Here is a 22373-nt window from a genome sequence, read left to right on the forward strand (position 1 = left end):
TAATTTTTGCTGGAACACAGAGGAAGGGCATAAAGGACTATGTGTGAATTACTTGGCATGAGCGCCAATGTGCCGACAGATATATGCTTTAGTTTTACCGGCCTGATGCAGCGGGGGGGCAATACCGGCCCGCATCGAGATGGCTGGGGGATCACCTTTTACGAGGGCAAGGGGTTTAGGACCTTCAAGGATCCGAATCCTAGCTGCCATTCGCGTATCGCTGAGCTGGTACAGGAGTACCCGATCAAGAGCTGTGCGGTGATCAGTCATATTCGACAGGCCAACCGCGGAGGCGTCAGTCTTGAAAATACCCACCCGTTTACCCGGGAGTTGTGGGGACAATACTGGACGTTTGCCCACAACGGGCAGCTGACCGGGTATGAAAAACTGGATACCGGCCGATTCAAGGCGGTGGGTGATACCGACAGCGAAATCGCTTTTTGCTGGTTGCTCAATCAGTTAGAGGCTCGCTTTCCAGAACGCCCAGAAAACATGGATGCGCTGTTTGATGTGATGGCAGAATGCTGTGACCAACTGCGTACGCTGGGGGTTTACAATATGTTGTTGTCGGATGGCAACTTGGTGGCTAACTACTGTACCAATAAACTGTATTGGATCACCCGGCGGGCCCCGTTTGGTAAAGCGTCGTTGATCGATGAAGATATGACGATTGATTTTCAGCAGGAAACAACCCCGAATGATGTGGTGACGGTGATTGCTACCCAGCCGTTGACGAATAATGAAGATTGGACGCGGATGTTGGTTGGAGAGCTTTGTGTCTTCGAGCAGGGTGAGGTGATTTACCGTCGTCACGGTGAGCCTCATCCTGACGCCAAGGGTACGCCTTAACGGATTGGGCCGATTATCGTTAAAACCTCGCGTATGCGAGGTTTTTTTTGGATATTTCCCCATGAAGTGGATCGCAAAATAATGTTTATTGCCGTCAAGTTGTTGAGGTTAAAGGTGATACTTGTCGGTAAAGTTGACGTGTTATCATATTTTGACGCTTCGTCAAAGGATGACGGCTTGAATATAATTAGAATCGGAGGTTAAACTATGTGCATATCAAGTGGTGAACGAGTGAAAACAAGAAAACAACGTGAGTTGGCAATACGGCATGACTTAATTATTCACAGCGCAGCAGAGTTGATTCGCAGTGAAGGAATGAATGCCGTACGAATGGAAAGGTTGGCACAAATTACTGAATACTCCAAAGGGACGGTTTACCAGCATTTTTCCGGTAGGGAGGATGTATTGATGACGGTTAGTAACCGTATTCTTGCCCAGCAAATGGAGTGTATCTCTGAGCTAAAACATGCAGCACTGTCGCTACGAGAGCAACTCATTGCAATGGTGTTTGTTAACCGCATGATTACCAATAGACATCACGGTCAGTTGGAGTTACTGCGATTTGTTCAGTCCGCAGACTGCCATGCTAAAGCGGCAGATAAAACGGTCGAAGAACACTCGCAGTATTACTCAGCATTGGTTGATAGTGTCTATGGTGTGATCAGAGAAGCAGTAAATAAAAAAGAGTTGCAGTTGGGTGAAAACAGAACGGTAGATGATGTCTTTTATTCTATCTGGGCATTTTCTTTCGGTGTAACATATTTAGATTCTTTGGCACAAATTAGAGAGTCAAAAATATGCCCTACTATCCCCGATAATAAAATAACGACATTAATCTCTGCTGCATTCGATAACTTAAATTGGCGGCCATTAAGCCGTAAATATCATGATGATGAGCTTTATTTAAAGGTAAAAGATATTTGCAACAAAATTAACTGACGCTTATGTCAGTTAATTAACTGACAGGTGGTAAAATGAAAAATGGATTAAGAGTCTTATACTTTTTTTTATTCGTATTTGGCTTTTCTGTAAATGCAGCGTCCCTTGCTGAAAAAGGATATGATATCGCAAGGAAAGTTAAGGAGCAGGATTTAGGCTTTAAAGGGACGATTGCTCAGGCTGAAATGATCCTTACCAATGCAGCGGGAAAAGAAAGTCGGCGAAATCTAGATATTAATACATTCGAAGTTAATGGTGATGGTGATAAGTCAATTATTGTATTCAAGTCACCAAGAGATATTGAAAACACCAAGCTTCTAACATGGTCTCATATATTGGATTCCGATGAGCAATGGTTATACCTTCCGTCGCTGAAACGGACTAAGCGGATTTCGTCACGTAACAAATCGGGTCCTTTTGTTGGCAGTGAGTTTGCCTATGAGGATCTTTCATCACAAGAGGTTGATAAGTATAGCTATGAATATATAGGTGAGGAGAGCCTCAATGGTACTGCGCACTGGGTGATCCAGCGTGTGCCGATCTATAGCAATTCAGGTTATAGCAAGCAGGTTGTCTGGGTCGACCAAGATAAGCTGATTTTTAGCCAAATTGATTTTTTTGATAAGAAAAAACAATTACTTAAAACACTTGTGTTTGATGATTATCAGCTATATCTAGATACCTATTGGCGGCCCCATACCTTGACCATGAGCAACAAGCAGAATAGCAAAGTCACGGTGATGCAATGGCAAGAGTATACTTTTACCAGTCAGCTTTCTGAGCAAGATTTTCAGCCTGCAGTATTAAGAAGGTAGTTTTGTTCAATGAAAAAAGCAGCCATGCTATTTTTGATGCTACTAGGCTTTGCTTGTCGTAGTTGGGCGAGTGTATCGGTAGAGCTTTTCAACCGACACTTTTTTGAACCGCCGAGTATGCCAGCTCAAGATAAGAACTATTTTTCAGCCGAAATAAAAGGGGAGTGGAGCTGGCAATGGGATCATGTTGACCTAACTTTTGAGCCTATTGTTTCTGTCGCCGAGGACGACGCCCTGAATTATTTTGATTTTCAGCAGCTGCTTCTGCACTACCGGTTGGCATCAAGTGAATTCTTTGCCGGGATAGGGACGGTTTTTTGGGGAGTGACGGAAAGTTATCATCTTACGGATATCGTCAATCAGGTTAACTTGGTGGCAGATATTTCACGCGAGCATAAACGGGGTCAACCTATGGTTGGGTACCGGCGCTATTTGGGAGATCATAGTCTGGAGCTATATTGGCTCCCCTACTTCAGAGAGCAGGTGTCGGCAGAGAAAAATAGCCGCCCGTGGAATAATTTACCCATTACAGGTGATCCAGAATATGAACGTGGTGGCGAACAGTGGTCGCAAGATGCAGCGATTAGACTCAGTGGTTTTGTCGAAAGTGTTGACTATGGGATCAGTTATTTTTATGGCACAGAGCGTAACCCTCTATTTCTCATTAACCCCAGCGGGACAGCACTGACCACCAGATATATCAAAACCAATAAATTTGCTTTAGATTCTCAGATAACGCTTGATAGCACTTTAATAAAAGCAGAAATGATATATAGCTTGCCGGAGACGCAGGATAACGAGTTTGCTATCGTATCAGGTATTGAGCATGGATTTTATGGTCTTGCAGATACCGACTATGATGCTAGTGTTTTTCTTGAAGGCTTATATTCAAATAACCGCCAAGGCGTTGCTCTTCCATATAAACAGCACGTTATGATTGGCTTGCGGTTAGATTCTAATAATGAAAGCAGTTCTAATGTGATGTTTTCATTAATAAACGATATAGATAACAATGATCGTACAATCTATATTAATTCCCAGCATAGATTTACTAATAAGCTCAGTGCAGAAGTTGACGTTTGGTATTTCGATATTAGGAAAAAAAGTTCAGACTTGTTATATCTAAAGCAAGAAGGTTATATCCAACTAGGTATCAAATACTATTTATAATTTCAGGTAGGTAAATGGATTACAGAATTGTCATAGGAAAAAGATTTCAGAATCTTAGTGGCTTGAAGCATTGTATATCAATCGGTGATGTTACAGAGTCCGATCGTTTTGTCAGTACGGGAGTGGGGCTCAGCGAAGATGAAAGGAAGTATTTAGCGGGTTGTGAAAATTCTTCAAGCTTGACGGAATCACATATAATAAACCCTGCCTACATGAAAGATGGACGGCATCCAACCCATAAAGAAAAAGAAGAAAATATTTTAGTAAATTATGTGTCACAAAGAACCAAAACACAATATTTCGCAGAGTTAATGCTTGATGGGAATAATGAGTTTCTATTGGATCATGTTAATGGTGTTCATATTCCAGGACTGGTATTTGCCGAATCCTATCCCAATGAAGCACATGATCTTAACAGTTACAAAAAGACCTTATGCCTTTGGACCAAGCAAGGACTGTTTGAAGAGATCGAGCAAAAGTGCAGCAAGTATCGTCTGCAGGAGGTCTGGATAATTTGCTCTAGCCCTGGCGATCGCTCGACACAGTCACTGATCACCCAGGTCAAAGAATGCGGGGCGGTACCGGTTACCATTCAGTCGCTGGCGCAGATCCCTGAGCGGATTGCCGGCAGGCGTATCGGCGTGCTGTTTGCCCCTATCCCGAAAAACAAGGAGCTGCTATCGATCAAGTCTTCATTGATTCAAATCGCAGGCCGGGAGGGTACCGTATGCGTATCCTCCTAAACCTCTTAATAAGCTCTCTAAATATGCCCAAGCGGACCCTGTGGTGGCTGGTAGCCCTGACACTGGTGCTGGGGGCTGGTTTGAAAGATAGCTATTTTGAGGGTGACTACCGGATTTGGTTCAACAAGGGAAGTGAACTGCTTGCTGCGATCGACTTGATGGAAGAGACCTACAGCAAGTCGGACAATGTCATGCTGGTGCTGACAGATCGTAGCGGTAATATTTTTACTGAGCAGGGACTGGATATCATTGCCCAGATGACGGATGAAGCGTGGCAGATCCCCTATTCAACTCGGGTCGATTCCATCACTAACTACCAGTACAGTTACGCCGAGTACGATGATCTGATCGTGACAGACTTGTATCTGCCGGGCGAGCCCACTTTTTCGCCGCAGCGAGTCAAAGAGATTGCTCAGGCTGAGCCCGCATTGATGTCCCGGTTGGTCAGTGATGCACCGGATGTCACCAGTATCAACGTTACGCTCTCCATCCCTCTTTCCGAACAATCATATGCTTATGCCAAGGTTGCCGATCATGCCAGAGAGATGAAGGAAAAATATCAGCAGCTCTATCCCAACCTGAAGGTCGGGCTGACGGGGATGGCGATATTGAACCACAGCTTCAACGAAAGCGCCTTGATGGATATGGCCACCTTGGTACCTGCAATGTTGCTGGTTATTTTCTTCATGCTGGCGTACATATTGCGCAGCCTGAAGGAGGCTGGGCTGGTAATGCTAGTATTGGCTTGCACATTATTGATGGTTCAGGGGGTGACTGGCTGGTTAGGGATTTCAATTAACTCCGCCACCGCCAATACCACAACGTTGATCCTAACCTTGTCGGTGGCTGACTGTATTCATATTCTCAGCTCGTTTCACAGTCGCTATTTTGCCGGAGCGCAGAAAAAGGAGGCGATGGTATATGCTATAAAAAGTAATCTCATGCCGCTGGTGATTACAAGTATTACTACGGCAGTGGGCTTTCTGACGCTTAACTTTTCCGACTCTCCTCCTATTCGTAACTTTGGCAATATTGTGGCGATAGGGATGGTGCTAGCCTGTTTGGTGGCAATATTTATGCTGCCTAGCCTTTATTTGCTGTGCAATATCCAGCGGCACCGTATCCGCAGTTTTGATGTTAAACGCGTTGTTCCGGCAATCATGCGGCGGGGCAAAACGTTGTTCTGGGTTTCGGCCACCGCATTTGGTTTTATGGTGATGGCTTTGCCCAATAACGAGGTGAATAACGATTTGGTCCGTTACTTCTCACCCCATACCGAGTTTAGGCAAACGACGGACTATTTTGAGGAAAAAATAGCAGGCCTGACCACCATCGAGTACTCAATCATTCATGGTGAGCCGGAAGGGATCAATGCCCCTGAATTTTTGACTATGCTGGAAGACTTTACGCTTTGGCTAAGGCAGCAGCCGGAGACGAATCATGTTTACAGCCTGAGTGATACTTATAAACGTCTCAATATGAATATTCATAATGATGATCAGGGGTTCTATCAGTTGCCGACTGACCGAGAACTCGCAGCGCAGTATTTGCTGCTCTACGAGCTGTCTTTGCCGTTTGGTTTGGATCTTACCAACCAGGTGAATATGGATAAGTCGGCGACCCGGGTCATAGGAACATTCAACAATGTTGGCAGCACAGTGATCGTTGCGCTGGAGCTGCGTAGCCGACAGTGGTTTAGCGACAATTATCCGCAATATGCAGTAAATATCGCCAGTGGTCCACTGATGTTTGCTCATGTTGGTGAGGCGAATATGACATCGATGCTGGCAGCTAGCGGCTTGTCACTGATCATTATATCTTTTTTGGTGGGGATAGCGCTGCGGTCGTGGAAGCTTAGTTTTATTTTGTTGGTGCCAACAGTGCTTCCCGCCGCCGCAGGATTTGGTGTGTGGGGGCTGATAGATAGCGAAGTGAATATGGGAATATCCATGGTTTCTTCAATGACCTTCGGTATTATTGTGGATTTTTGCGTGCATATTGCCAGCCGTTATGTCAACAAGCGCCATGCCGGTGAAGGACGTTATGAGTCGTTGGTGTATGCGTACGAGAAGGTCCTGATGCCAATTACAGTAACCACGCTGGTTCTGTGTGCGGGATTTTCGATGTTACTGTTCTCAAACTTCCGCTTCAACTCAGGCATGGGGGCTGTAACAGTGATAGTGATCTCCATGGCCTTGCTGGTTAATGTCTTGCTGCTACCACAGTTGCTCAATTGGTTTGGGGATGTCCGGCGCAAAGGTGACAAAGCAAAGGCCCCCTCTCTTGCCTAAAGCGGGGGCTGAAAAGAAGAAACGCGACCTGAGGTCGCGTTTTTTTATGCCTGTTTCTAGCGTGAGCTGCCGGGGGGGCTTACTCGTCGGTTGCATATCCCGTGACTGGCAATGCATGGCCGTCAAAAACGGCGTGACCGTCAGTCATAACGGCGCGGCTTTGCAGACACCAGTTAGCGACCATAGGGTAGATACGATGCTCTTGCTCCTGTACTCGGGCCAGTACTTCATCGGCACTATCGCCAGCAAAGATTGGTACCTTGGCTTGGAGGATCACCGGGCCGCCATCGAGCTGTTCGGTAACGAAATGGACACTGGTTCCGTGTTCGTCATCACCGGCGTCGATAGCCCGCTGGTGGGTATTGAGCCCGGGATATTTTGGCAGCAAAGAGGGGTGAACATTGATCATCCGCCCTTCATAATGGCGAACGAATTCACCACTGAGGATCCGCATGAAGCCGGCCAGGATCACCAGATCCGGTTGGTAGCTATCGATTCGCTCAGCCATGGCCTGATCAAACGCCGCTCGGTCAGCATAGTCAGCCGCAGAAAGGTGCAGGGCATCAAGACCGGCTTGGCGGGCACGCTCTAATCCGTAAGCGTCAGCCTTGTTAGACAAAACCGCGCTGATGCGGGCGTCCTTGATGATGCCTGACTCGCAGGCATCAATCATTGCTTGAAGATTAGAGCCGTTGCCTGAGATGAGAACAACGATATTCTTCATGGTTTACAGGATCTCCACCTGCTCTTCGCCTTCGTTTGCGTTAGCAATGTGGCCCAGCAGCCATGCGCTTTCGCCTTCGGCATTGAGGATACTGATCGCTTGCTCTGCTTGTGCTTTTGGCAGGGCAATCACCAGACCGACACCACAGTTGAAGGTACGGTACATCTCGTAGGTATCAACGTTTCCGGCTTCTTGTAGCCAGTTAAATACAGTTGGCCACTGCCAGCTGTTACCGTCAACAACCGCTTTCGTGCCCTGTGGCAGAACGCGCGGGATGTTTTCCCAGAAACCACCGCCAGTGATGTGGGAGATAGCGTGAACATCACAGCTTTCCATCATCTTAAGGGTTGATTTCACGTAGATTTTGGTTGGTTCAAGCAGGTGGTCAGAAAGTGCTTTGCCTTCTAGATCCTGGTTAAGGTCAGCATTTGAAACCTCAAGGATTTTACGGATCAGCGAGAAGCCATTTGAGTGTGGGCCGCTTGACGCTACAGCAATCAGGGCATCACCTTCAGCAACCTTGCTGCCATCAATGATGTCAGCTTTTTCAACAACGCCAACACAGAAGCCGGCAACGTCGTAATCTTCGCCGTGGTACATGCCCGGCATTTCTGCCGTTTCACCACCGATCAGTGCACAACCTGACTGGATACAACCTTCACCGATACCAGCAACAACATCGGCAGCGGTATCTACATCTAGCTTGCCTGTTGCATAGTAGTCAAGGAAGAACAGTGGCTCGCCACCTTGTACGATCAAATCGTTGACACACATGGCAACCAAATCGATACCAATAGTGTCGTGTTTTTTCAGATCCATCGCCAGGCGCAGTTTTGTACCCACACCGTCTGTACCAGATACCAGTACTGGCTCTTTGTACTTGGTCGGCAGGCTACATAGTGCGCCGAAACCGCCAATACCGCCCATGACCTCAGGACGGTGGGTGCGTTTTACCACCCCTTTAATACGATCAACTAATGCATTACCTGCATCGATATCAACACCAGCATCTTTGTAGCTAAGAGAAGAGTTATTGCCGCTCACAGGAGTTTCCTCAACGTATTAAAGTAAAAAAAGCGGGGGTATGATAACAGCAGTCAGGGCGGAAAGGAAAACGTTTGCGTCAATATTTATCACTGAGTATTTCCTGAGCAAATAACCGTTGCACCCCTACCAGAGCACAAATGGTCTAGTGTATAATGGTGCGATTTTTTGAATTTAATTTGCCTAGGAGTCAGAGATGAAAGTCGTTGAGGTTAAACACCCACTAGTAAAACATAAGATTGGTCTTATGCGCGAAGGTGACATCAGCACTAAGCGATTCCGTGAGCTAGCGACGGAAGTAGGCAGCTTGTTGACATATGAAGCGACTTCAGACTTCGAAACAGAAAAAGTTACCATTGACGGCTGGAATGGTCCAGTTGAAATTGACCAGCTAAAAGGCAAAAAAGTAACAGTCGTGCCAATCCTGCGTGCAGGTCTTGGTATGATGGACGGCGTGCTTGAGCATATGCCAAGTGCACGTATCAGCGTGGTGGGTATTTACCGTGACGAAGAAACGCTTGAGCCAGTTCCTTATTTCAACAAGCTAGCATCTAACATCGATGAGCGTATTGCACTGGTTGTTGACCCGATGCTGGCAACTGGCGGCTCAATGATTGCGACCCTTGACCTTCTCAAAGAGCAAGGCTGTAAGCAATTCAAGGTATTGGTACTGGTTGCGGCACCTGAGGGTATTGCAGCTCTTGAAAAAGCCCACCCAGATGTCGAGCTTTATACGGCGGCAATCGATGAGAAGCTGAACGACAAAGGCTACATCGTACCGGGCCTAGGTGATGCGGGTGACAAGATCTTCGGTACTAAATAAGCACCGTACTGTACTTTTAGAAAGTAAGTAGAAAACAAAAAGCCGGATAATAATCCGGCTTTTTTATACCTGTAGTTCTCAATCGATTACTTGTCGGATGCTTCTTCCATCTGGGCATTATCGACCACATGGCTCTCGCCCAAATCATCAGGCAAGATCAGATTTAGCAAAATAGCCACGATACCACACAGGCTGACACCCTGTAGACTGAACTCTCCGATACCAAAAGCCATGCCACCGATACCAAATACCAGTGTTACCGCGACTATCACTAGGTTGCGTGCCTTGTGCAGGTCAACCTGATTTTTGATCAAGGTATTGAGGCCGACAGTGGCAATGGAGCCGAACAGCAGGATCATGATGCCGCCCATGACCGGCACCGGAATGGTTTGCAGCATTGCGCCTAGCTTACCGACAAAGGCCAGTACCAGAGCGGTGACGGCAGCGTAGGTCATGATCACCGGGTTGAATGCTTTGGTTAGCATTACGGCACCGGTGACTTCAGAGTAAGTGGTATTTGGTGGCGCGCCGAACATAGACGCAGCGATTGTCGCTACCCCGTCACCCGCCATGGTACGGTGCAGACCTGGTTTTTTCAGGTAGTCTTTGCCCGTCACATTTGAAATGGCCAACATATCGCCAACGTGCTCAACGGCTGGTGCAATGGCCACCGGGATCATGAACAGCACCGCATTGATATTGAATTCAGGGAAGGTGAAGTTAGGAAGTGCTAACCAAGCCGCCTGTTGAACCGCGGTGAAGTCAACAACGCCAAAGCCAAGACTGACCAGATAACCGGTAACGATACCCGCCATAATCGGTACTAGTTTGAAAAAGCCCTTGGCAAATACGCTGAAGGCAATGGTAACCAACAGTGAGATGGCAGAAATCCACAGGGCGGCATCGCCATTAACGAGCTGTACCGCGCCGTCACCCGTTTTACCCAGCGCCATATTCACAGCGGCTGGTGCTAAGCCAAGGCCGATAACCATGATCACCGGGCCGACAACAACAGGCGGTAGCAGCTTGTGGATGATTGCTACACCGCGGACCTTGATAATCGCTCCCATGCAGACGTAGATCACACCGGCCATCATTAGGCCGCCCATGGTCGCAGGGATCCCCCAGGTTTGTACGCCGTACATGATAGGGGCAATAAAAGCAAAAGAGGAGGCGAGGAAGATAGGGACGGAACGTTTGGTGATGACTTGAAAGAGGAGAGTACCGATACCGGCACCGAAGAGGGCAACGTTGGGATCCAGTCCGGTAAGAAGCGGTACCAGAACCAATGCGCCAAATGCGACGAAAAGCATTTGAGCACCCTGTAATATCTGCATCATGTTTGAATTCCACCCTAGCTGTAAAAAAAATCGCGGAATGTTAGCACAGAGGCAACCGTTTACCTACAGGTTATCGGCTAAATCGTCGAAAAAGGGATCTCAGCATTATTTTGTGATGTATAAGATTAAAATTTGCAGAACATTGACGTTGAATGTTGTCTATTGGCAAAGACTTATAAAAAGTTGGGAACAGAAAAATACAATTGAATGACTTTTTTGTGTGGGAAGCTGTTGCCCCGCGAGATATGTTCAATTTATGATCGGGTATTAACTTTAGTGATAACGAGTACTTTATGTTGCGTATTGCATTACTTTTCTTGGCACTATTGGCCTTGCCGCTGAAGGCAGCCACGGTGACCAACCTTTATCAGGCACAGGTTGCCCTGCCTGATACGGATCGCCAATCCGAGCAAGCAGCCAGAAAGCAGGCTCTGGAGCAGGTACTGATTAAGGTATCGGGGCAGAGCAACATCGTTGAAAACGAAATCGTTGCCAAGGCGCTGGGAAGCAGTAACCAATATGTCAGCCAGTTCAGCTATGCCAACCGTGAAGGTCAGCGTACTCTAGTACTGACGTTTGACCGTACCCGCATCCACACCTTGTTGACCCAGGCCAACTCAACCTTCTGGAGCGAGCAGCGCCCGAGTGTGCTGGTATGGCTGGTGGAAGATGCTAACCGCAGTCGTAATATTATCTGGGATCAGACCAATAGCGAGTTAGCCCGTCGCATCAAGAGCGAGGGTGAACGCCGTGGTGTTCCGGTGTTGATGCCAATTGGTGATTTTGAAGATGTAACCGCTGTCAGCACGCCGGATATCTGGGGGGGCTTTGTTCAGCCTATCGCCGCCGCTAGCCAGCGCTACCAGCCACAGGCGGTATTGGTGGTGCGTGCCCGTCAGCAGGACAATGGGCAAATAGCCCTGACTTGGCAACTTTATTCAGGCAATGTCGAACAGCTAGGCCGCAATCAGGTTGCACCATCCGAAGGCCGCAATGGTGGCGAGACACTGACGTCGGTTGCTCTGATGGTTGATAGCGTGGCAGATATTCTTGGGGCCAAATATGCGGTGCCACTCGGCGGAGACACCAGCAGCCAGTTGGCCGTGGTGGTTGAGAATATTCAATCGTCGCAAGACTTCTTTACCCTTGAACGTATGCTCACCGATCTGACATCGGTTGCTGCCGTTAACGCCTATCGGATTCAAGGTGACCGGGTTGAGTTTACGGTTCAATTGCTTAGCACCGAGGACGTGTTCCAGCGTGAACTAAGCCAAGATAGCCGCTTGTCAGCCGTGACCACGCCGGTGGTTGAGCAATATGAGCCGGCACCACAGCCAGAAGGCATGATTCGAGCAACGGATGTGTCTGCGACGGGCGAGCCTGTGCTTGGTCAACCATCGGATGTTGATGTTTCGGACACAGAGCAGCTTAACAGCGACATTAAGGTTGAAACCAAACCAGCGAAGCAGGCTGCAGTGTTCAGCTGGTCTAATTCGTCGTCAGCAGCGTTGTAAGTAGTTACTTACAGATACAGGCTGAACAATAAAAAACGGTGGCTTGGGCCACCGTTTTTGTGCGTATCCATAGCAGGCATTACCGCCCTTCGTGTTGGGCTTTTTCTTCCTTCTCGACCTGAGACAGTTTTTTCAGCTTCAGTCCTAGTTCCCTGCCACGGTGGCGGGCAAACAGAATATTGGCGATGAAGGCACTGGTTGTCAGTGCCAGCTCGACCAATGCCAGCCAGCGCTCTCCATCGTCGACCCACAGGATGGTCAGGGCGTGGAGAAAGTAAAACATCAGGATGAAGTTGGCCCATGCGTGGGTATACGGTTTTCCAGCCAAAATGCCTTTGAGCGGAAGCAGTAACGGTAGGGCCCAGACCGCAGCCATTGCCATGGGGTTAATATGCGGGTGCGGTGACAGGCTCGCTTGCCACAGTATGACCCAGGCCAAGAGGCCGAGATTGGCCGACACGGCGAAGTAGCGCAACAAGCGCGTTTTTTTCTGCATAACAGTCATGGCTCTATCCTTGTAATTTGCAGGCAACCTCTGCCAACCGTTTGCCGCAGGCTTGTGCCAATTCACCCTCTTCGGGGCTGAGTTGACGGCATTGTTCATGGTTGAGGTGGGAAGGGCCGTAAGGGGTCCCTCCGGTGCTGGTGGTATGCAGCGCCGGTTCGGAATACGGTAACCCGACAATCAGCATTCCATGGTGTAGCAGCGGCAGCATCATCGATTGCAAGGTGGTTTCCTGGCCACCATGCATGGATGATGAAGCCGTGAAGACACAGGCCGGTTTGCCGATCAGACTACCACTGAGCCACTCGGCACTGGTCGAGTCGATAAAATGCTTGAGCGGGGCGGCCATATTGCCAAACCGCACTGGGCTGCCCAGTGCCAGTCCAGCGCATTGCTGAAGATCTGTTTTGGTGACCTGTGGATCGCCTGACGCGTCGGGTTGAAGCTGGCCGTCAGCGTTAATATCAGCGACCGTGCGCAATTCCGCCTCGCAGCCGGCAACCTGTTCGATACCACGGGCAATTTGCCGAGCGAGTTGGCGGGTCGAGCCGTGGCGGCTGTAATACAGAACGAGAATGCTATGCATGGGCAGACAACCTGATCACAAGATCTCTAGTACTTGCTCGGGTGGACGGCCCATTGCTGCACGTTTACCGTTGACGACGATTGGGCGCTCGATGAGCTTCGGGTTGGCAGCCATCGCGTCGATCAGTTGCTGTTCGCTAACATCTGCGTCACCCAGTTCCAGCTCTTTGTATAGTGCTTCCTTGGTCCGCATCATGTCACGGGCTGAGGCATAGCCTAGCTGGTTTAGCAGGGTTTGTAGCTGCTCGGCAGACGGGGTGTCGTCAAGGTATTTGACGATGGTTGGGCTGATCCCGTTTTCTTCCAGTAGAGCGAGGGTCTGGCGGCTTTTCGAGCAACGAGGGTTGTGGTAGATGGTGACTGACATGTTACTTCCTTCTGAAAGTTAGCCGGCGTGGCGTCCACGCCGGTTACTTATTGTTTTGATGATGTTGCTCCATTGTAGAACACCTGTCATCAAGAAGGAATGCTATCACTGTGGTTCTTTGTCAGCCCGATCAGAGATTGGCAACGCGTTGTCTGGCAAGGCGAAGTTGATCGATACGGGCATCGTAACGAGCTTGATCCAGCGAGTTGACCTCGACGATCTGGCTTGCCTGGATATACATTTGGATCGCTTTCTCCCACGCACCGCGCAAGGCCATCAGTTCAGCCCGAGCAGCCAGCTCAGCGTCCCGGCGGCCATTAGCTGCCTGGGCTTGGGCCAGTAAGTGCCAGCCGTTCGGATCGTCTGGGTTATCGTAGGTATAACGGGTCAGAAGCGGGATGCTTTCGTTGTTACGATTGGCCTCTTGCAGGGCGTTGGCAAGGTTCAGGCGCAATACCTTATTGTTCGGGTTGGCTTTTTGCGCGCTTTCAAGGCGCGCAATGGCGCGGTCGTATTGCTTTTGGTGCAGGTCGAGATCGGTCGCCGAATCAATATAGAAGCGGTTGTTGGGCTCTTTGGCCAGCAGCGGATCGAGTAAGGCGTGGGCTTTATCGTATCGCTCTGAATCGATGTACACCAGCGCCTTGCCATAGTTAACGGCATCAAGGGTTACGGCATTACCTCTTTTCGCTTGGCGTTCGAACCAATCCAGTGCGGCGTTGCTGTCGATACCGGCGTAGCGGGCAACAATACGTGCCCGTGCTAACTGGTAGCGCTGGGAGGTATCCACCCGTTGGGCAGGGTACTGGTTGGCCCGACTGCGGCTGTCGGTGATCCGCGACTCTGGCAAGGGGTGAGTCAGCAGCATCGGTGGTGGCGTGCTGACATAGCGGTATTGATCGGCGAGGCGGCCGAAGAAACGTGGCATCGCCTGTACATCAAAACCGGACTTGGACAAGGTGGCGATACCGATGCGGTCGGCTTCTTTTTCGTTGCTACGGGTATAGTTGATCTGGCCTTGGGCCGATGCGGCGGTGGTGGCATGAATGGCAGCGATCCCCGCTTCCGGCGAGGCTATCGCCAGCATCATCGAGCCGATAAGGGCGGCGAGGGTGGCCGGTGATTTCCTGGCTTGGTCTTCCATGCTTCGTGCCAGATGACGCTGGGTCACGTGGGCGATTTCGTGGGCAACGACTGAGGCTAGTTCACTTTCGGTGTTGGCATGGAGAAAGAGTCCCGAATGGATGGCAACATGGCCACCGAAGAAGGCGAAAGCGTTGATATCTCGATTTTGGATCATGAAAAAGCTGAACGGGGTGCGGACGTCGTTGGCATTGGCAACCAGACGGTGGCCGAGATCATTGATATATTCAGACAGCAGCGGATCGCTGATCACCGGCATGCTGGCCCTGATTATCCGCATGTAGGCGTCACCGTACTCCATTTCCTTTTCAATGCTGAGCGTCGATGCCGCTGCCGTCCCGATATCGGGGAGGCTGCTTAAGTCATTGGCCGGAGCTGCAAGGCTAGTGCCGAGTAACGCACTGATGAGAAGATAGGCTGGTGCCTTAGCAAATCGAAACATAGTAATAATTAATACCGCCTTCTGTTGCGTATTCCTGCATTCGCACTACTGCGAGGCTAAATCAGTCCTGAATAATGCTGTATTTCACTAAGGTCTGACAGTGAAACCTTTGACAGGTTTCTTTTTTGTCACTCTAATAACCTTTACAATAACCCGATGGATGATAATTGTCAGTATACCGGAATGGAACCTGCATTGCTTAATTTGACGACGGAACGCTGCCCAATGGCTCTGCTTATCGCCAAAAGGGCAGTGCATGCGCTGGATGTTGGCGACACGCTTGAAATTCATATCACTGACACTGGGGCAAGGCAGGATATCCCCCGCTACCTCTCAAACCATGGCTTTTTTATTGATGTACGGTTGGACAACCAACTGGTACTTGAAATCATTGTGACCAAAAGGCAGTAAACATTTTATGCTGGACATGCTGAATCGCTGGTATAAGCGACGCTTTTCCGACCCCCACGCCGTGAGCTTGGTAGCTATTCTGCTGGGTGGCTTCCTGACCATTTATTTCTTCGGAAACCTGATTGCACCATTGCTGGTTGCCATTGTTCTCGCATACCTGCTGGAGTGGCCAGTGATGCAACTGACCCGCCTTGGGTTGCCTAGGACGCTGGCTGTGATGGGGGTATTACTTATTTTTGCCGGTTTGATGGTCATGGCGGTCTTTGGCCTAGTACCGACCATTTGGCATCAGGTCGGCAATTTGATTGCCGATGTGCCGAATATGTTCAATGGCCTGCAGGAGTATGTCTCCAGTTTGCCTGAGCGCTACCCGGACTTTGTGCAGCCGCATCAAGTTTCTACCTTCATGGTCACCTTGCGTGAGAAAGTGTTGGGCATGGGGGAAAGTGTGGTGAAAGGTTCACTGGCCTCCTTGGTGAGCTTAGCGACCTTGGCCGTTTACCTGATCTTGGTCCCTCTGTTGGTGTTCTTCCTGCTCAAAGACAAGGAAGAGATGCTGGAGATGCTCAGTGGGTTATTACCAAAGAACCGTCGCCTGACCAGCAAGGTGGGGGCGGAAATGAACCAGCAGATCTCCAACTATATTCGCGGCAAGGTCACCGAAATCTTCATTGTCGGTATTGTCAGCTATGTCACTTTTGCAGTGATGGATCTGCGTTATGCCGTGCTGCTCGGGGTATTGGTCGGCTTCTCGGTATTGATCCCGTATATCGGTGCGGCGGCGGTCACCCTGCCGGTTGCCATGGTGGGGTTATTCCAGTGGGGGATCAGCCCTGAGTTTTGGTGGTTGCTGGTTGCTTACGGCATTATTCAAGCCCTAGACGGCAATGTATTGGTACCGATCCTGTTTTCGGAGGCGGTCAACCTTCACCCGGTGGCGATCATTGTTGCTGTATTGGTGTTCGGCGGCATGTGGGGCTTTTGGGGCGTCTTCTTTGCCATCCCGTTGGCGACTCTGGTCAAGGCGGTATGGAATGCCTTGCCAGCCACAGAGCCTCCGCTCGAAGAGCATCAAGAAGAGTAACCGACGCTGTTAAAAGCGATAATAACAAAAAGGCCGCATTCGCGGCCTTTTTGTTATCGATGGTATCTATACCGTCGGTACGAAAGTCGCTATTCGCTCTTCTCGTTAAGGTAGGCAAGCACTACCTCATGGTGATTCTTGGTCTTGAACTTATTGAAGACATGCTCAATCACACCGTTTTCATCAATTAGAAAGCTGATACGGTGCAGGCCATCATAAACTTTGCCCATGAACTTTTTTTCGCCCCAGACGCCGAATTGATCGGCTACTGCATGATCGTCGTCTGACAACAGGGTGAAGTTCAGGCCATCACGTTCGATAAATTTCGGTAGCCGCTTGACCGCATCGATACTGATCCCCAGGACTTCAACATTGAGGGCATCGAGCTCAGCCTTACTGTCACGCAGACCGCACGCCTGAACGGTGCACCCCGGGGTCATGGCTTTGGGGTAGAAGTAGGCGAGGACTTTTTTGCCTTTGAAATCAGCCAGGCTTACCGGCTCGTCATTTTGGTTTTGTAGTGTGAAGGCTGGCGCAGGTGTACCGGCGGTCAAAGTCTTCATGGTGGATTCCTTATTGATTATGGCCGACAAAAGTCACGTTGCCGCTGACCACCAGATCTTGGCAAAGTGCTTCAAATTCTTCTTGTAAGGCCGTTAGGTTACAGCTTTCAGGTAAATTTGTCCCGATTTGCAGCTGAAATCTATTGGGCGACCCGGAGTGGGTACTTTCCTGGGTGTGGGCGCTCAGCGAGGCGATATCGATCGTGCGTGAGGCGAAGAAGCCGGTAAATTGCTCAATCAGGCCGGGACTGTCGTTGGCCTCAATGTGGAAGTCAGCAGTATGGGCATAGTGGCGGTATTCGTGCTTGGTCGTGCGCTTCATTACCGTTAACAGGTCATGCTCGCTGGCTTTTAGCGGTAAGGTTGATTCCACTCGCGAGATGGCATTGGCCGAGCCAGAAAGCAGCATAATCAGAGTGAATTCTTGGCCAAACAGTGCCAGACGGCTGTCCACAATGTTGCAGTTGCAAAGGGTAATGAGCCGGGTAAGTTCATCTGAAATCCCTGGGCGGTCGGTGCCTACCGCAGTAACGACGAGATAATGTTCCATATTTATCCATCACATTTTGAATATCTTCTGCATGTTAGCACAGACCTATGACCCGCCAAGGAATATCTCCTTTATCTATGATAGATGGGAAAACGGTTGCTTGGTTGCGGCGTTGTTTTGGATTTGCTGGAAGCGAAAAAGTAGATGTAAAAGTGAGCTGTTGGCAGAGAGTTAACCTTCACTGATTTACATACTTCTGTCTTGAGTTTACTGTAACTGAAACGTAGTATGGTTTTTCTTGGCCGCTTGATTATTCGCTTAACCAGCATAAATTCATGACGAAGCCAGGGATATATTTATTCAGGGGAGATGGACATGTTTTCAGGAAGCATGGTAGCGCTAATTACACCACTAGATGAAGCCGGTGAAGTCGATTACGCCAGTTTGGCGTCACTTGTAGAATACCACATTGCCGCAGGCACCGATGCAATCGTTGCTGTGGGTACCACCGGCGAGTCAGCCACGTTGACCGTTGATGAGCATGTGAAGGTGGTATTGAAGACCCTGGAATATGCACAGGGCCGTATTCCGGTCATTGCTGGCACTGGGGCCAATGCGACTCATGAAGCCATCACCTTTAGTAAACTCTTTTCTGGTACCGGTGTCGCGGGCTGCTTGACGGTAACACCTTACTACAACAAGCCAACGCAGGAAGGTTTGTACCAGCATTTCAAAGCGATTGCCGAGGCGACAGAGTTGCCTCAGATCCTATACAATGTACCGGGACGAACTGCTGTTGACCTGCTGCCGGAGACGGTGGCCCGACTGGCGAAGATTGATAACATCGTCGGTATCAAGGATGCGACAGCAGATCTTTCTCGTGTAAAGAAAACCCGGGAACTTTGTGGCGATGAGTTTATCCAACTAAGCGGTGATGATGCCACTGGGTTGGATTTTGTTGCCGAGGGTGGCCACGGCGTGATCTCTGTAACTGCCAATATTGCAGCAGCAGATATGGCGCAAATGTTCAAGTTGGCCCTGTCCGGCCAATTTGAAGCGGCGGATGAGATCAATCAACGCTTGATGCCACTTCATAAGCAATTGTTTGTTGAATCTAACCCTATCCCGGTAAAATGGGCGGCACACCAGCTTGGCCTCGTCTCGTACGGCACTCTTCGCCTACCGTTGACTAAGCTGAGCGAATCTGCCCAACCAGTAGTAGCCGAAGCACTCAAGGATGCGAACGTACTGCTGTAATTTGCTAGAGCGTAGGAGCGCAGAAGCGTAATGAATTATAAGTATAAGCTGGTGGCGGCTGCCGTTGCAGTTGTTACACTGGCTGGCTGCTCTGATGGCGCGGAGCGCCGCCGTCAAGCTAACCAGGATTTTAACTACCTTGATACCCAACCGCTGGAGAGCTGGACGTTGCCAAGTGACGCTCAGTCTTCGCAGGTCAGTGACTATGCGATTCCGGCTGGCGAGTATCAGGGAGCGATTGGGTCTGGGGTGGATATCCGCCCGCCACAGCAAGTGCTGTCATTGATTCCCGGTGCACGAGCGCTGCGAGACGATGACGGTGTGACCTTGGTGCTGGTCAAGCAGGAAGATCTGTCTGATGTTTGGGCGGTAACTCAAAAGCTGATCACCGAGCAGAATATCGGACTGAGAAGCCAGAGTGCCAATGCCATTGAAACTGATTGGCTTAACTGGAACAACGAAGACGAAGATACCGAGATCGGTAGCCGTTACCGTATCGAAAAATCGTCAGATGCTGGACGTCATAGTTACCGAATCACGCTGATTGACTGGCGTGAAGCTGGTGTTGAGCAAACGGTAAGCGTTGAGAACAAAGAGCGCTACAGTATTTTGATGACCAACTTAGTGACGTCCCGTTACGATGAGCAAGATCGCGAGCAAGCGCGTTTGCGTGCTCAGGAGCTGGTGAAGCAGATCCCGATTTCAATGGGGCAGGATCGCAGTGGTCTACCGGTGATCATTGCTCGTGCGCCGTACAATGTGTTCTGGGAGCGCCTACCTGAAGTCTTGGGTCAACTGGGCTTCACCGTGGAAGGCCGTAACCGTTCGCAAGGTGTGGTTGAGGTACAGTTCAAGTCTCCGGATGACGATTTTTGGGCAGATCTCGGTACCCAGCCAATTGAGCTGAATAGCCGGGCGTATAACCTACAGCTAGGTGATTTGGGCAACCGCACGTCTATCAATATTACCGATACTGACGGCAAGCCGGTCACCGAGCAAGCGCTTCAGAGCCTGGCACCTGTTATGGCCGCTGCGATTGATCGCGCCAATAACGGTTAAGCCATTCGGTATAGCCAATAAAAAAACGCTGCTGATTGCTCAGCAGCGTTTTTTTTATATCTTGCAAAGCCTTAGCTTATTTCACTTCTTCGCCTTTTGCCTGCATATCGGCATGGTAAGAAGAGCGTACAAACGGGCCACAAGCGGCATGGGTAAAGCCAAGCTCAAGGGCGATCTCTTTCAGCTCATCGAACTCTGAAGGTGGCACATAGCGCTCAACCGGCAGGTGGTGGCGGCTTGGTGCCAGGTACTGGCCCAGTGTCAGCATGGTCACGCCATGGGCACGCAGATCTTTCAGTACTTGGATGATCTCTTCTTTCGTTTCACCCAGACCCATCATCACGCCAGATTTGGTAGGTACTTCAGGGTGCATTTCCTTGAATTTCTTCAGCAGATCCAACGACCACTGGTAGTTAGCGCCTGGTCGTGCCTTACGGTACAGACGTGGTGCTGTTTCCAGGTTGTGGTTGAATACATCTGGCGGACTGTCACGCAGGATATCCAGCGCACGATCCATGCGGCCACGGAAATCTGGGACTAGCGTCTCGATCTTGATTTCTGGATTCAGGGCACGGATTTCACGAGTACAATCGGCAAAATGCTGGGCACCGCCATCTCGAAGATCATCACGGTCTACTGAGGTGACTACGACATAGCGAAGTTTCATGTCTGCGATGGTCTTAGCCAGGTGCTGTGGTTCTTCGGCGTTTGGTGGCAACGGGCGACCATGGGCAACATCGCAGAATGGGCAGCGACGGGTACAAATGGCACCTAGGATCATAAAGGTTGCCGTGCCGTGATTGAAACACTCGGCTAGGTTCGGGCAAGAGGCTTCTTCACAGACTGAGTGCAGCTTGTTTTTACGCATCGCAGATTTGATATCTTGGATACGCTTACTGTCTGACGGAAGTTTGATCTTCATCCATTCAGGCTTACGCAGCACTTCTTTCGGCGCTTCCTCTACCTCGACATTGCGAGTAGGGATGAGGGCCATTTTGTCGGCATCACGGTATTTGACACCTTTTTCAATTTTGATTGGTTTACTCATGAATTGCTTTCCGTTTTCCACTCAATGCTCTGGTAATCGAGCAGGTTGACTAACTCTTCTACGAGTACAGGCTGAATTTCCGTTAGTTCAGAAGGCCCATTCAACAACGCGGTTTGCGTCATTTCCATCCCGGCATAACCGCATGGGTTGATGCGTAGGAAAGGTGCCAGATCCATATTGATATTGAGTGCCAGACCGTGAAAAGAGCAACCACGTCTGATCCGTAATCCGAGTGAACATATCTTCTGACCGGAGACATAGACACCTGGCGCATCAGGGCGGGCATTGGACTCAATCCCGAAACGGGAAAGGGTCTTGATGATGGTATTTTCGATATGCGTGACAAGATCGCGCACACCCATTTTTTTTCGACGTAAGTCGATAAGGATATAGGCAACCAGCTGGCCCGGCCCATGAAAGGTGACCTGACCTCCGCGGTCGCTTTGCACCACCGGGATATCTCCCGTGTTGAGCAGGTGCTCGGCTTTGCCTGCCTGGCCTTGGGTAAACACAGGATTGTGTTCAACCAGCCAGACTTCGTCCGTGGTTTCCGGGCTACGTTCGTCGGTGAATTGATGCATCGCCTGCCAGATAGGTTGATAATCTTGGCGGCCGAGGTTGCGAATTATAATCTTATCTTGCAATGTCACACCCATTTAGTCGTTTGGCGAAGCCTGAAAAAATGATACCCCTGTATGGGGCTCAATACCAATGGGTATTATAAAACTTGGCGGCTGAATTTACAGCCGCCAATTTTGTAGGGGAATAGGGGTGTGCTTACAATACAACGCGGACAATGTCGATTTCACCCAACTCTTTGTACAGGGTTTCTACCTGCTCAATCGAGGTTGCTGTGATTGAAACAGACACGGCACTGTAGGTTCCTTTGCCACTTGGCTTAACGTTCGGGGTATAGTCACCCGGTGCGTGACGCTGGATAACGCCAACAACCAGATCTGGGAGCTCAGGTTTGTTGTAACCCATTACCTTGTAAGTGAACTTACAAGGAAACTCTAGAAGATCTTTTAGTTTTGGCTGCTCTTGCTGCTGCATGCTGAACTCCGAGTATTTTGCATTCATTTTGCGATGTTAGCCGAGCATATTAATGGGTATGTGGCTTTTTCACAAGCCATCTGGTGCCTTCGGTATTCGCAGGAAAAAAAAGAG

At 49.6% G+C, this 22373-nt stretch carries 24 protein-coding genes; 12 read left to right on the forward strand and 12 right to left on the reverse strand.

Features of this window, described 5'->3' with window-relative positions; genetic code table 11:
• The first annotated feature begins 39 nt into the window (after positions 1–39).
• From C9I99_RS18420 to C9I99_RS18445, 6 genes are all read left to right on the forward strand, one after another.
• Positions 40–849, forward strand: a complete 810-nt coding sequence (locus C9I99_RS18420) for a class II glutamine amidotransferase (protein ID WP_107350327.1) — start codon at positions 40–42, stop codon at positions 847–849.
• Positions 850–1080: 231 nt separating this feature from the next.
• Positions 1081–1788 carry a TetR/AcrR family transcriptional regulator gene (locus C9I99_RS18425; RefSeq protein ID WP_166645523.1) on the forward strand — a complete coding sequence of 236 codons (708 nt, stop codon included), beginning with the start codon at positions 1081–1083 and terminating at the stop codon, positions 1786–1788.
• Positions 1789–1823: 35 nt separating this feature from the next.
• Positions 1824–2603 (forward strand): outer membrane lipoprotein-sorting protein, encoded by a 780-nt coding sequence (locus tag C9I99_RS18430; RefSeq protein ID WP_107350329.1) that lies wholly within the window; start codon positions 1824–1826, stop codon positions 2601–2603.
• Positions 2604–2612: 9 nt separating this feature from the next.
• Positions 2613–3773, forward strand: a complete 1161-nt coding sequence (locus C9I99_RS18435) for a hypothetical protein (protein ID WP_107350330.1) — start codon at positions 2613–2615, stop codon at positions 3771–3773.
• Between the two features lie 14 nt (positions 3774–3787).
• Complete coding sequence (locus C9I99_RS18440) at positions 3788–4516, forward strand: AfsA-related hotdog domain-containing protein (RefSeq protein ID WP_133638294.1); 729 nt, start codon at positions 3788–3790, stop codon at positions 4514–4516.
• Positions 4517–4539: 23 nt separating this feature from the next.
• Entirely contained in the window at positions 4540–6807 is a 2268-nt protein-coding gene (locus C9I99_RS18445; RefSeq protein ID WP_166645522.1) for an efflux RND transporter permease subunit, read from the forward strand.
• Between the two features lie 79 nt (positions 6808–6886).
• Here C9I99_RS18445 and purN read toward each other — a convergent pair whose 3' ends face one another.
• Both purN and purM read right to left on the reverse strand, forming a co-directional pair.
• Positions 6887–7531 (reverse strand): phosphoribosylglycinamide formyltransferase, encoded by a 645-nt coding sequence (gene purN, locus C9I99_RS18450; RefSeq protein WP_107350333.1) that lies wholly within the window; start codon positions 7529–7531, stop codon positions 6887–6889.
• Positions 7532–7534: 3 nt separating this feature from the next.
• Positions 7535–8575, reverse strand: coding sequence for a phosphoribosylformylglycinamidine cyclo-ligase (gene purM / locus C9I99_RS18455; protein ID WP_107350334.1), 1041 nt, complete (start codon positions 8573–8575; stop codon positions 7535–7537).
• A 196-nt stretch (positions 8576–8771) separates the two neighbouring features.
• On the opposite strand from purM, the gene upp reads away from it, so the two are divergent.
• Positions 8772–9398, forward strand: a complete 627-nt coding sequence (gene upp / locus C9I99_RS18460) for a uracil phosphoribosyltransferase (RefSeq protein ID WP_107350335.1) — start codon at positions 8772–8774, stop codon at positions 9396–9398.
• An 86-nt stretch (positions 9399–9484) separates the two neighbouring features.
• Here the strand turns inward: upp and C9I99_RS18465 are convergent, their stop codons facing one another.
• Complete coding sequence (locus tag C9I99_RS18465) at positions 9485–10738, reverse strand: uracil-xanthine permease family protein (protein ID WP_107350336.1); 1254 nt, start codon at positions 10736–10738, stop codon at positions 9485–9487.
• 293 nt (positions 10739–11031) lie between these two features.
• On the opposite strand from C9I99_RS18465, the gene C9I99_RS18470 reads away from it, so the two are divergent.
• A complete protein-coding gene (locus tag C9I99_RS18470; RefSeq protein ID WP_107350337.1) occupies positions 11032–12252 on the forward strand; it encodes a DUF2066 domain-containing protein in 1221 nt (406 codons plus the stop codon).
• Positions 12253–12331: 79 nt separating this feature from the next.
• Here C9I99_RS18470 and C9I99_RS18475 read toward each other — a convergent pair whose 3' ends face one another.
• From C9I99_RS18475 to bepA, 4 genes are all read right to left on the reverse strand, one after another.
• Positions 12332–12757, reverse strand: a complete 426-nt coding sequence (locus C9I99_RS18475) for a DUF2069 domain-containing protein (protein WP_107350338.1) — start codon at positions 12755–12757, stop codon at positions 12332–12334.
• 4 nt (positions 12758–12761) lie between these two features.
• Complete coding sequence (wrbA, locus tag C9I99_RS18480; protein WP_107350339.1) at positions 12762–13343, reverse strand: NAD(P)H:quinone oxidoreductase; 582 nt, start codon at positions 13341–13343, stop codon at positions 12762–12764.
• A 15-nt stretch (positions 13344–13358) separates the two neighbouring features.
• On the reverse strand, positions 13359–13709 hold the full coding sequence (gene arsC / locus C9I99_RS18485) for an arsenate reductase (glutaredoxin) (RefSeq protein ID WP_107350340.1): 351 nt from the start codon (positions 13707–13709) through the stop codon (positions 13359–13361).
• 130 nt (positions 13710–13839) lie between these two features.
• Positions 13840–15294, reverse strand: a complete 1455-nt coding sequence (gene bepA, locus C9I99_RS18490; RefSeq protein ID WP_107350341.1) for a beta-barrel assembly-enhancing protease — start codon at positions 15292–15294, stop codon at positions 13840–13842.
• A gap of 183 nt (positions 15295–15477) precedes the next feature.
• On the opposite strand from bepA, the gene C9I99_RS18495 reads away from it, so the two are divergent.
• A complete protein-coding gene (locus C9I99_RS18495; RefSeq protein WP_107350342.1) occupies positions 15478–15705 on the forward strand; it encodes a sulfurtransferase TusA family protein in 228 nt (75 codons plus the stop codon).
• 7 nt (positions 15706–15712) lie between these two features.
• Positions 15713–16789 carry an AI-2E family transporter gene (locus C9I99_RS18500; protein ID WP_107350343.1) on the forward strand — a complete coding sequence of 359 codons (1077 nt, stop codon included), beginning with the start codon at positions 15713–15715 and terminating at the stop codon, positions 16787–16789.
• Between the two features lie 89 nt (positions 16790–16878).
• On the opposite strand, the gene bcp is transcribed toward C9I99_RS18500, so the two are convergent.
• Both bcp and C9I99_RS18510 read right to left on the reverse strand, forming a co-directional pair.
• Positions 16879–17352, reverse strand: a complete 474-nt coding sequence (gene bcp, locus C9I99_RS18505) for a thioredoxin-dependent thiol peroxidase (RefSeq protein WP_107350344.1) — start codon at positions 17350–17352, stop codon at positions 16879–16881.
• A 10-nt stretch (positions 17353–17362) separates the two neighbouring features.
• The gene (locus C9I99_RS18510) at positions 17363–17902 is read right to left on the reverse strand and encodes a glycine cleavage system transcriptional repressor (RefSeq protein WP_107350345.1); all 540 of its coding nucleotides are present in this window, start codon (positions 17900–17902) and stop codon (positions 17363–17365) included.
• Positions 17903–18217: 315 nt separating this feature from the next.
• On the opposite strand from C9I99_RS18510, the gene dapA reads away from it, so the two are divergent.
• Positions 18218–19099 (forward strand): 4-hydroxy-tetrahydrodipicolinate synthase, encoded by an 882-nt coding sequence (dapA, locus tag C9I99_RS18515; protein WP_107350346.1) that lies wholly within the window; start codon positions 18218–18220, stop codon positions 19097–19099.
• 30 nt (positions 19100–19129) lie between these two features.
• The gene (gene bamC / locus C9I99_RS18520; RefSeq protein ID WP_107350347.1) at positions 19130–20158 is read left to right on the forward strand and encodes an outer membrane protein assembly factor BamC; all 1029 of its coding nucleotides are present in this window, start codon (positions 19130–19132) and stop codon (positions 20156–20158) included.
• Between the two features lie 76 nt (positions 20159–20234).
• Here bamC and lipA read toward each other — a convergent pair whose 3' ends face one another.
• From lipA to ybeD, 3 genes are all read right to left on the reverse strand, one after another.
• Entirely contained in the window at positions 20235–21206 is a 972-nt protein-coding gene (lipA, locus tag C9I99_RS18525) for a lipoyl synthase (protein WP_107350348.1), read from the reverse strand.
• Positions 21203–21862 (reverse strand): lipoyl(octanoyl) transferase LipB, encoded by a 660-nt coding sequence (gene lipB, locus C9I99_RS18530; RefSeq protein WP_425320613.1) that lies wholly within the window; start codon positions 21860–21862, stop codon positions 21203–21205. The genes lipA and lipB overlap by 4 nt, the downstream gene beginning before the upstream one ends.
• 121 nt (positions 21863–21983) lie before the next feature.
• Positions 21984–22259 (reverse strand): DUF493 family protein YbeD, encoded by a 276-nt coding sequence (gene ybeD, locus C9I99_RS18535; RefSeq protein ID WP_107350349.1) that lies wholly within the window; start codon positions 22257–22259, stop codon positions 21984–21986.
• Positions 22260–22373: the final 114 nt, after the last annotated feature.

The sequence above is a fragment of the Photobacterium lutimaris genome (assembly GCF_003025555.1).
Taxonomy (GTDB): domain Bacteria; phylum Pseudomonadota; class Gammaproteobacteria; order Enterobacterales; family Vibrionaceae; genus Photobacterium; species Photobacterium lutimaris.

Coding starts and splice junctions, on each gene's coding strand:
- lipA (WP_107350348.1), bottom strand. CDS start 21,206: ATGAGTAAACCAATCAAAATTGAAAAAGGTGTCAAATACCGTGATGCC.
- wrbA (WP_107350339.1), bottom strand. CDS start 13,343: ATGCATAGCATTCTCGTTCTGTATTACAGCCGCCACGGCTCGACCCGC.
- purN (WP_107350333.1), bottom strand. CDS start 7,531: ATGAAGAATATCGTTGTTCTCATCTCAGGCAACGGCTCTAATCTTCAA.
- C9I99_RS18470 (WP_107350337.1), top strand. CDS start 11,032: ATGTTGCGTATTGCATTACTTTTCTTGGCACTATTGGCCTTGCCGCTG.
- bamC (WP_107350347.1), top strand. CDS start 19,130: ATGAATTATAAGTATAAGCTGGTGGCGGCTGCCGTTGCAGTTGTTACA.
- C9I99_RS18420 (WP_107350327.1), top strand. CDS start 40: ATGTGTGAATTACTTGGCATGAGCGCCAATGTGCCGACAGATATATGC.
- bepA (WP_107350341.1), bottom strand. CDS start 15,294: ATGTTTCGATTTGCTAAGGCACCAGCCTATCTTCTCATCAGTGCGTTA.
- upp (WP_107350335.1), top strand. CDS start 8,772: ATGAAAGTCGTTGAGGTTAAACACCCACTAGTAAAACATAAGATTGGT.
- C9I99_RS18445 (WP_166645522.1), top strand. CDS start 4,540: ATGCCCAAGCGGACCCTGTGGTGGCTGGTAGCCCTGACACTGGTGCTG.
- C9I99_RS18430 (WP_107350329.1), top strand. CDS start 1,824: ATGAAAAATGGATTAAGAGTCTTATACTTTTTTTTATTCGTATTTGGC.
- bcp (WP_107350344.1), bottom strand. CDS start 17,352: ATGAAGACTTTGACCGCCGGTACACCTGCGCCAGCCTTCACACTACAA.
- C9I99_RS18475 (WP_107350338.1), bottom strand. CDS start 12,757: ATGACTGTTATGCAGAAAAAAACGCGCTTGTTGCGCTACTTCGCCGTG.
- dapA (WP_107350346.1), top strand. CDS start 18,218: ATGTTTTCAGGAAGCATGGTAGCGCTAATTACACCACTAGATGAAGCC.
- ybeD (WP_107350349.1), bottom strand. CDS start 22,259: ATGCAGCAGCAAGAGCAGCCAAAACTAAAAGATCTTCTAGAGTTTCCT.
- C9I99_RS18435 (WP_107350330.1), top strand. CDS start 2,613: ATGAAAAAAGCAGCCATGCTATTTTTGATGCTACTAGGCTTTGCTTGT.
- C9I99_RS18500 (WP_107350343.1), top strand. CDS start 15,713: ATGCTGGACATGCTGAATCGCTGGTATAAGCGACGCTTTTCCGACCCC.
- C9I99_RS18510 (WP_107350345.1), bottom strand. CDS start 17,902: ATGGAACATTATCTCGTCGTTACTGCGGTAGGCACCGACCGCCCAGGG.
- C9I99_RS18465 (WP_107350336.1), bottom strand. CDS start 10,738: ATGATGCAGATATTACAGGGTGCTCAAATGCTTTTCGTCGCATTTGGC.
- arsC (WP_107350340.1), bottom strand. CDS start 13,709: ATGTCAGTCACCATCTACCACAACCCTCGTTGCTCGAAAAGCCGCCAG.
- lipB (WP_425320613.1), bottom strand. CDS start 21,862: ATGGGTGTGACATTGCAAGATAAGATTATAATTCGCAACCTCGGCCGC.
- C9I99_RS18495 (WP_107350342.1), top strand. CDS start 15,478: ATGGAACCTGCATTGCTTAATTTGACGACGGAACGCTGCCCAATGGCT.
- C9I99_RS18440 (WP_133638294.1), top strand. CDS start 3,788: ATGGATTACAGAATTGTCATAGGAAAAAGATTTCAGAATCTTAGTGGC.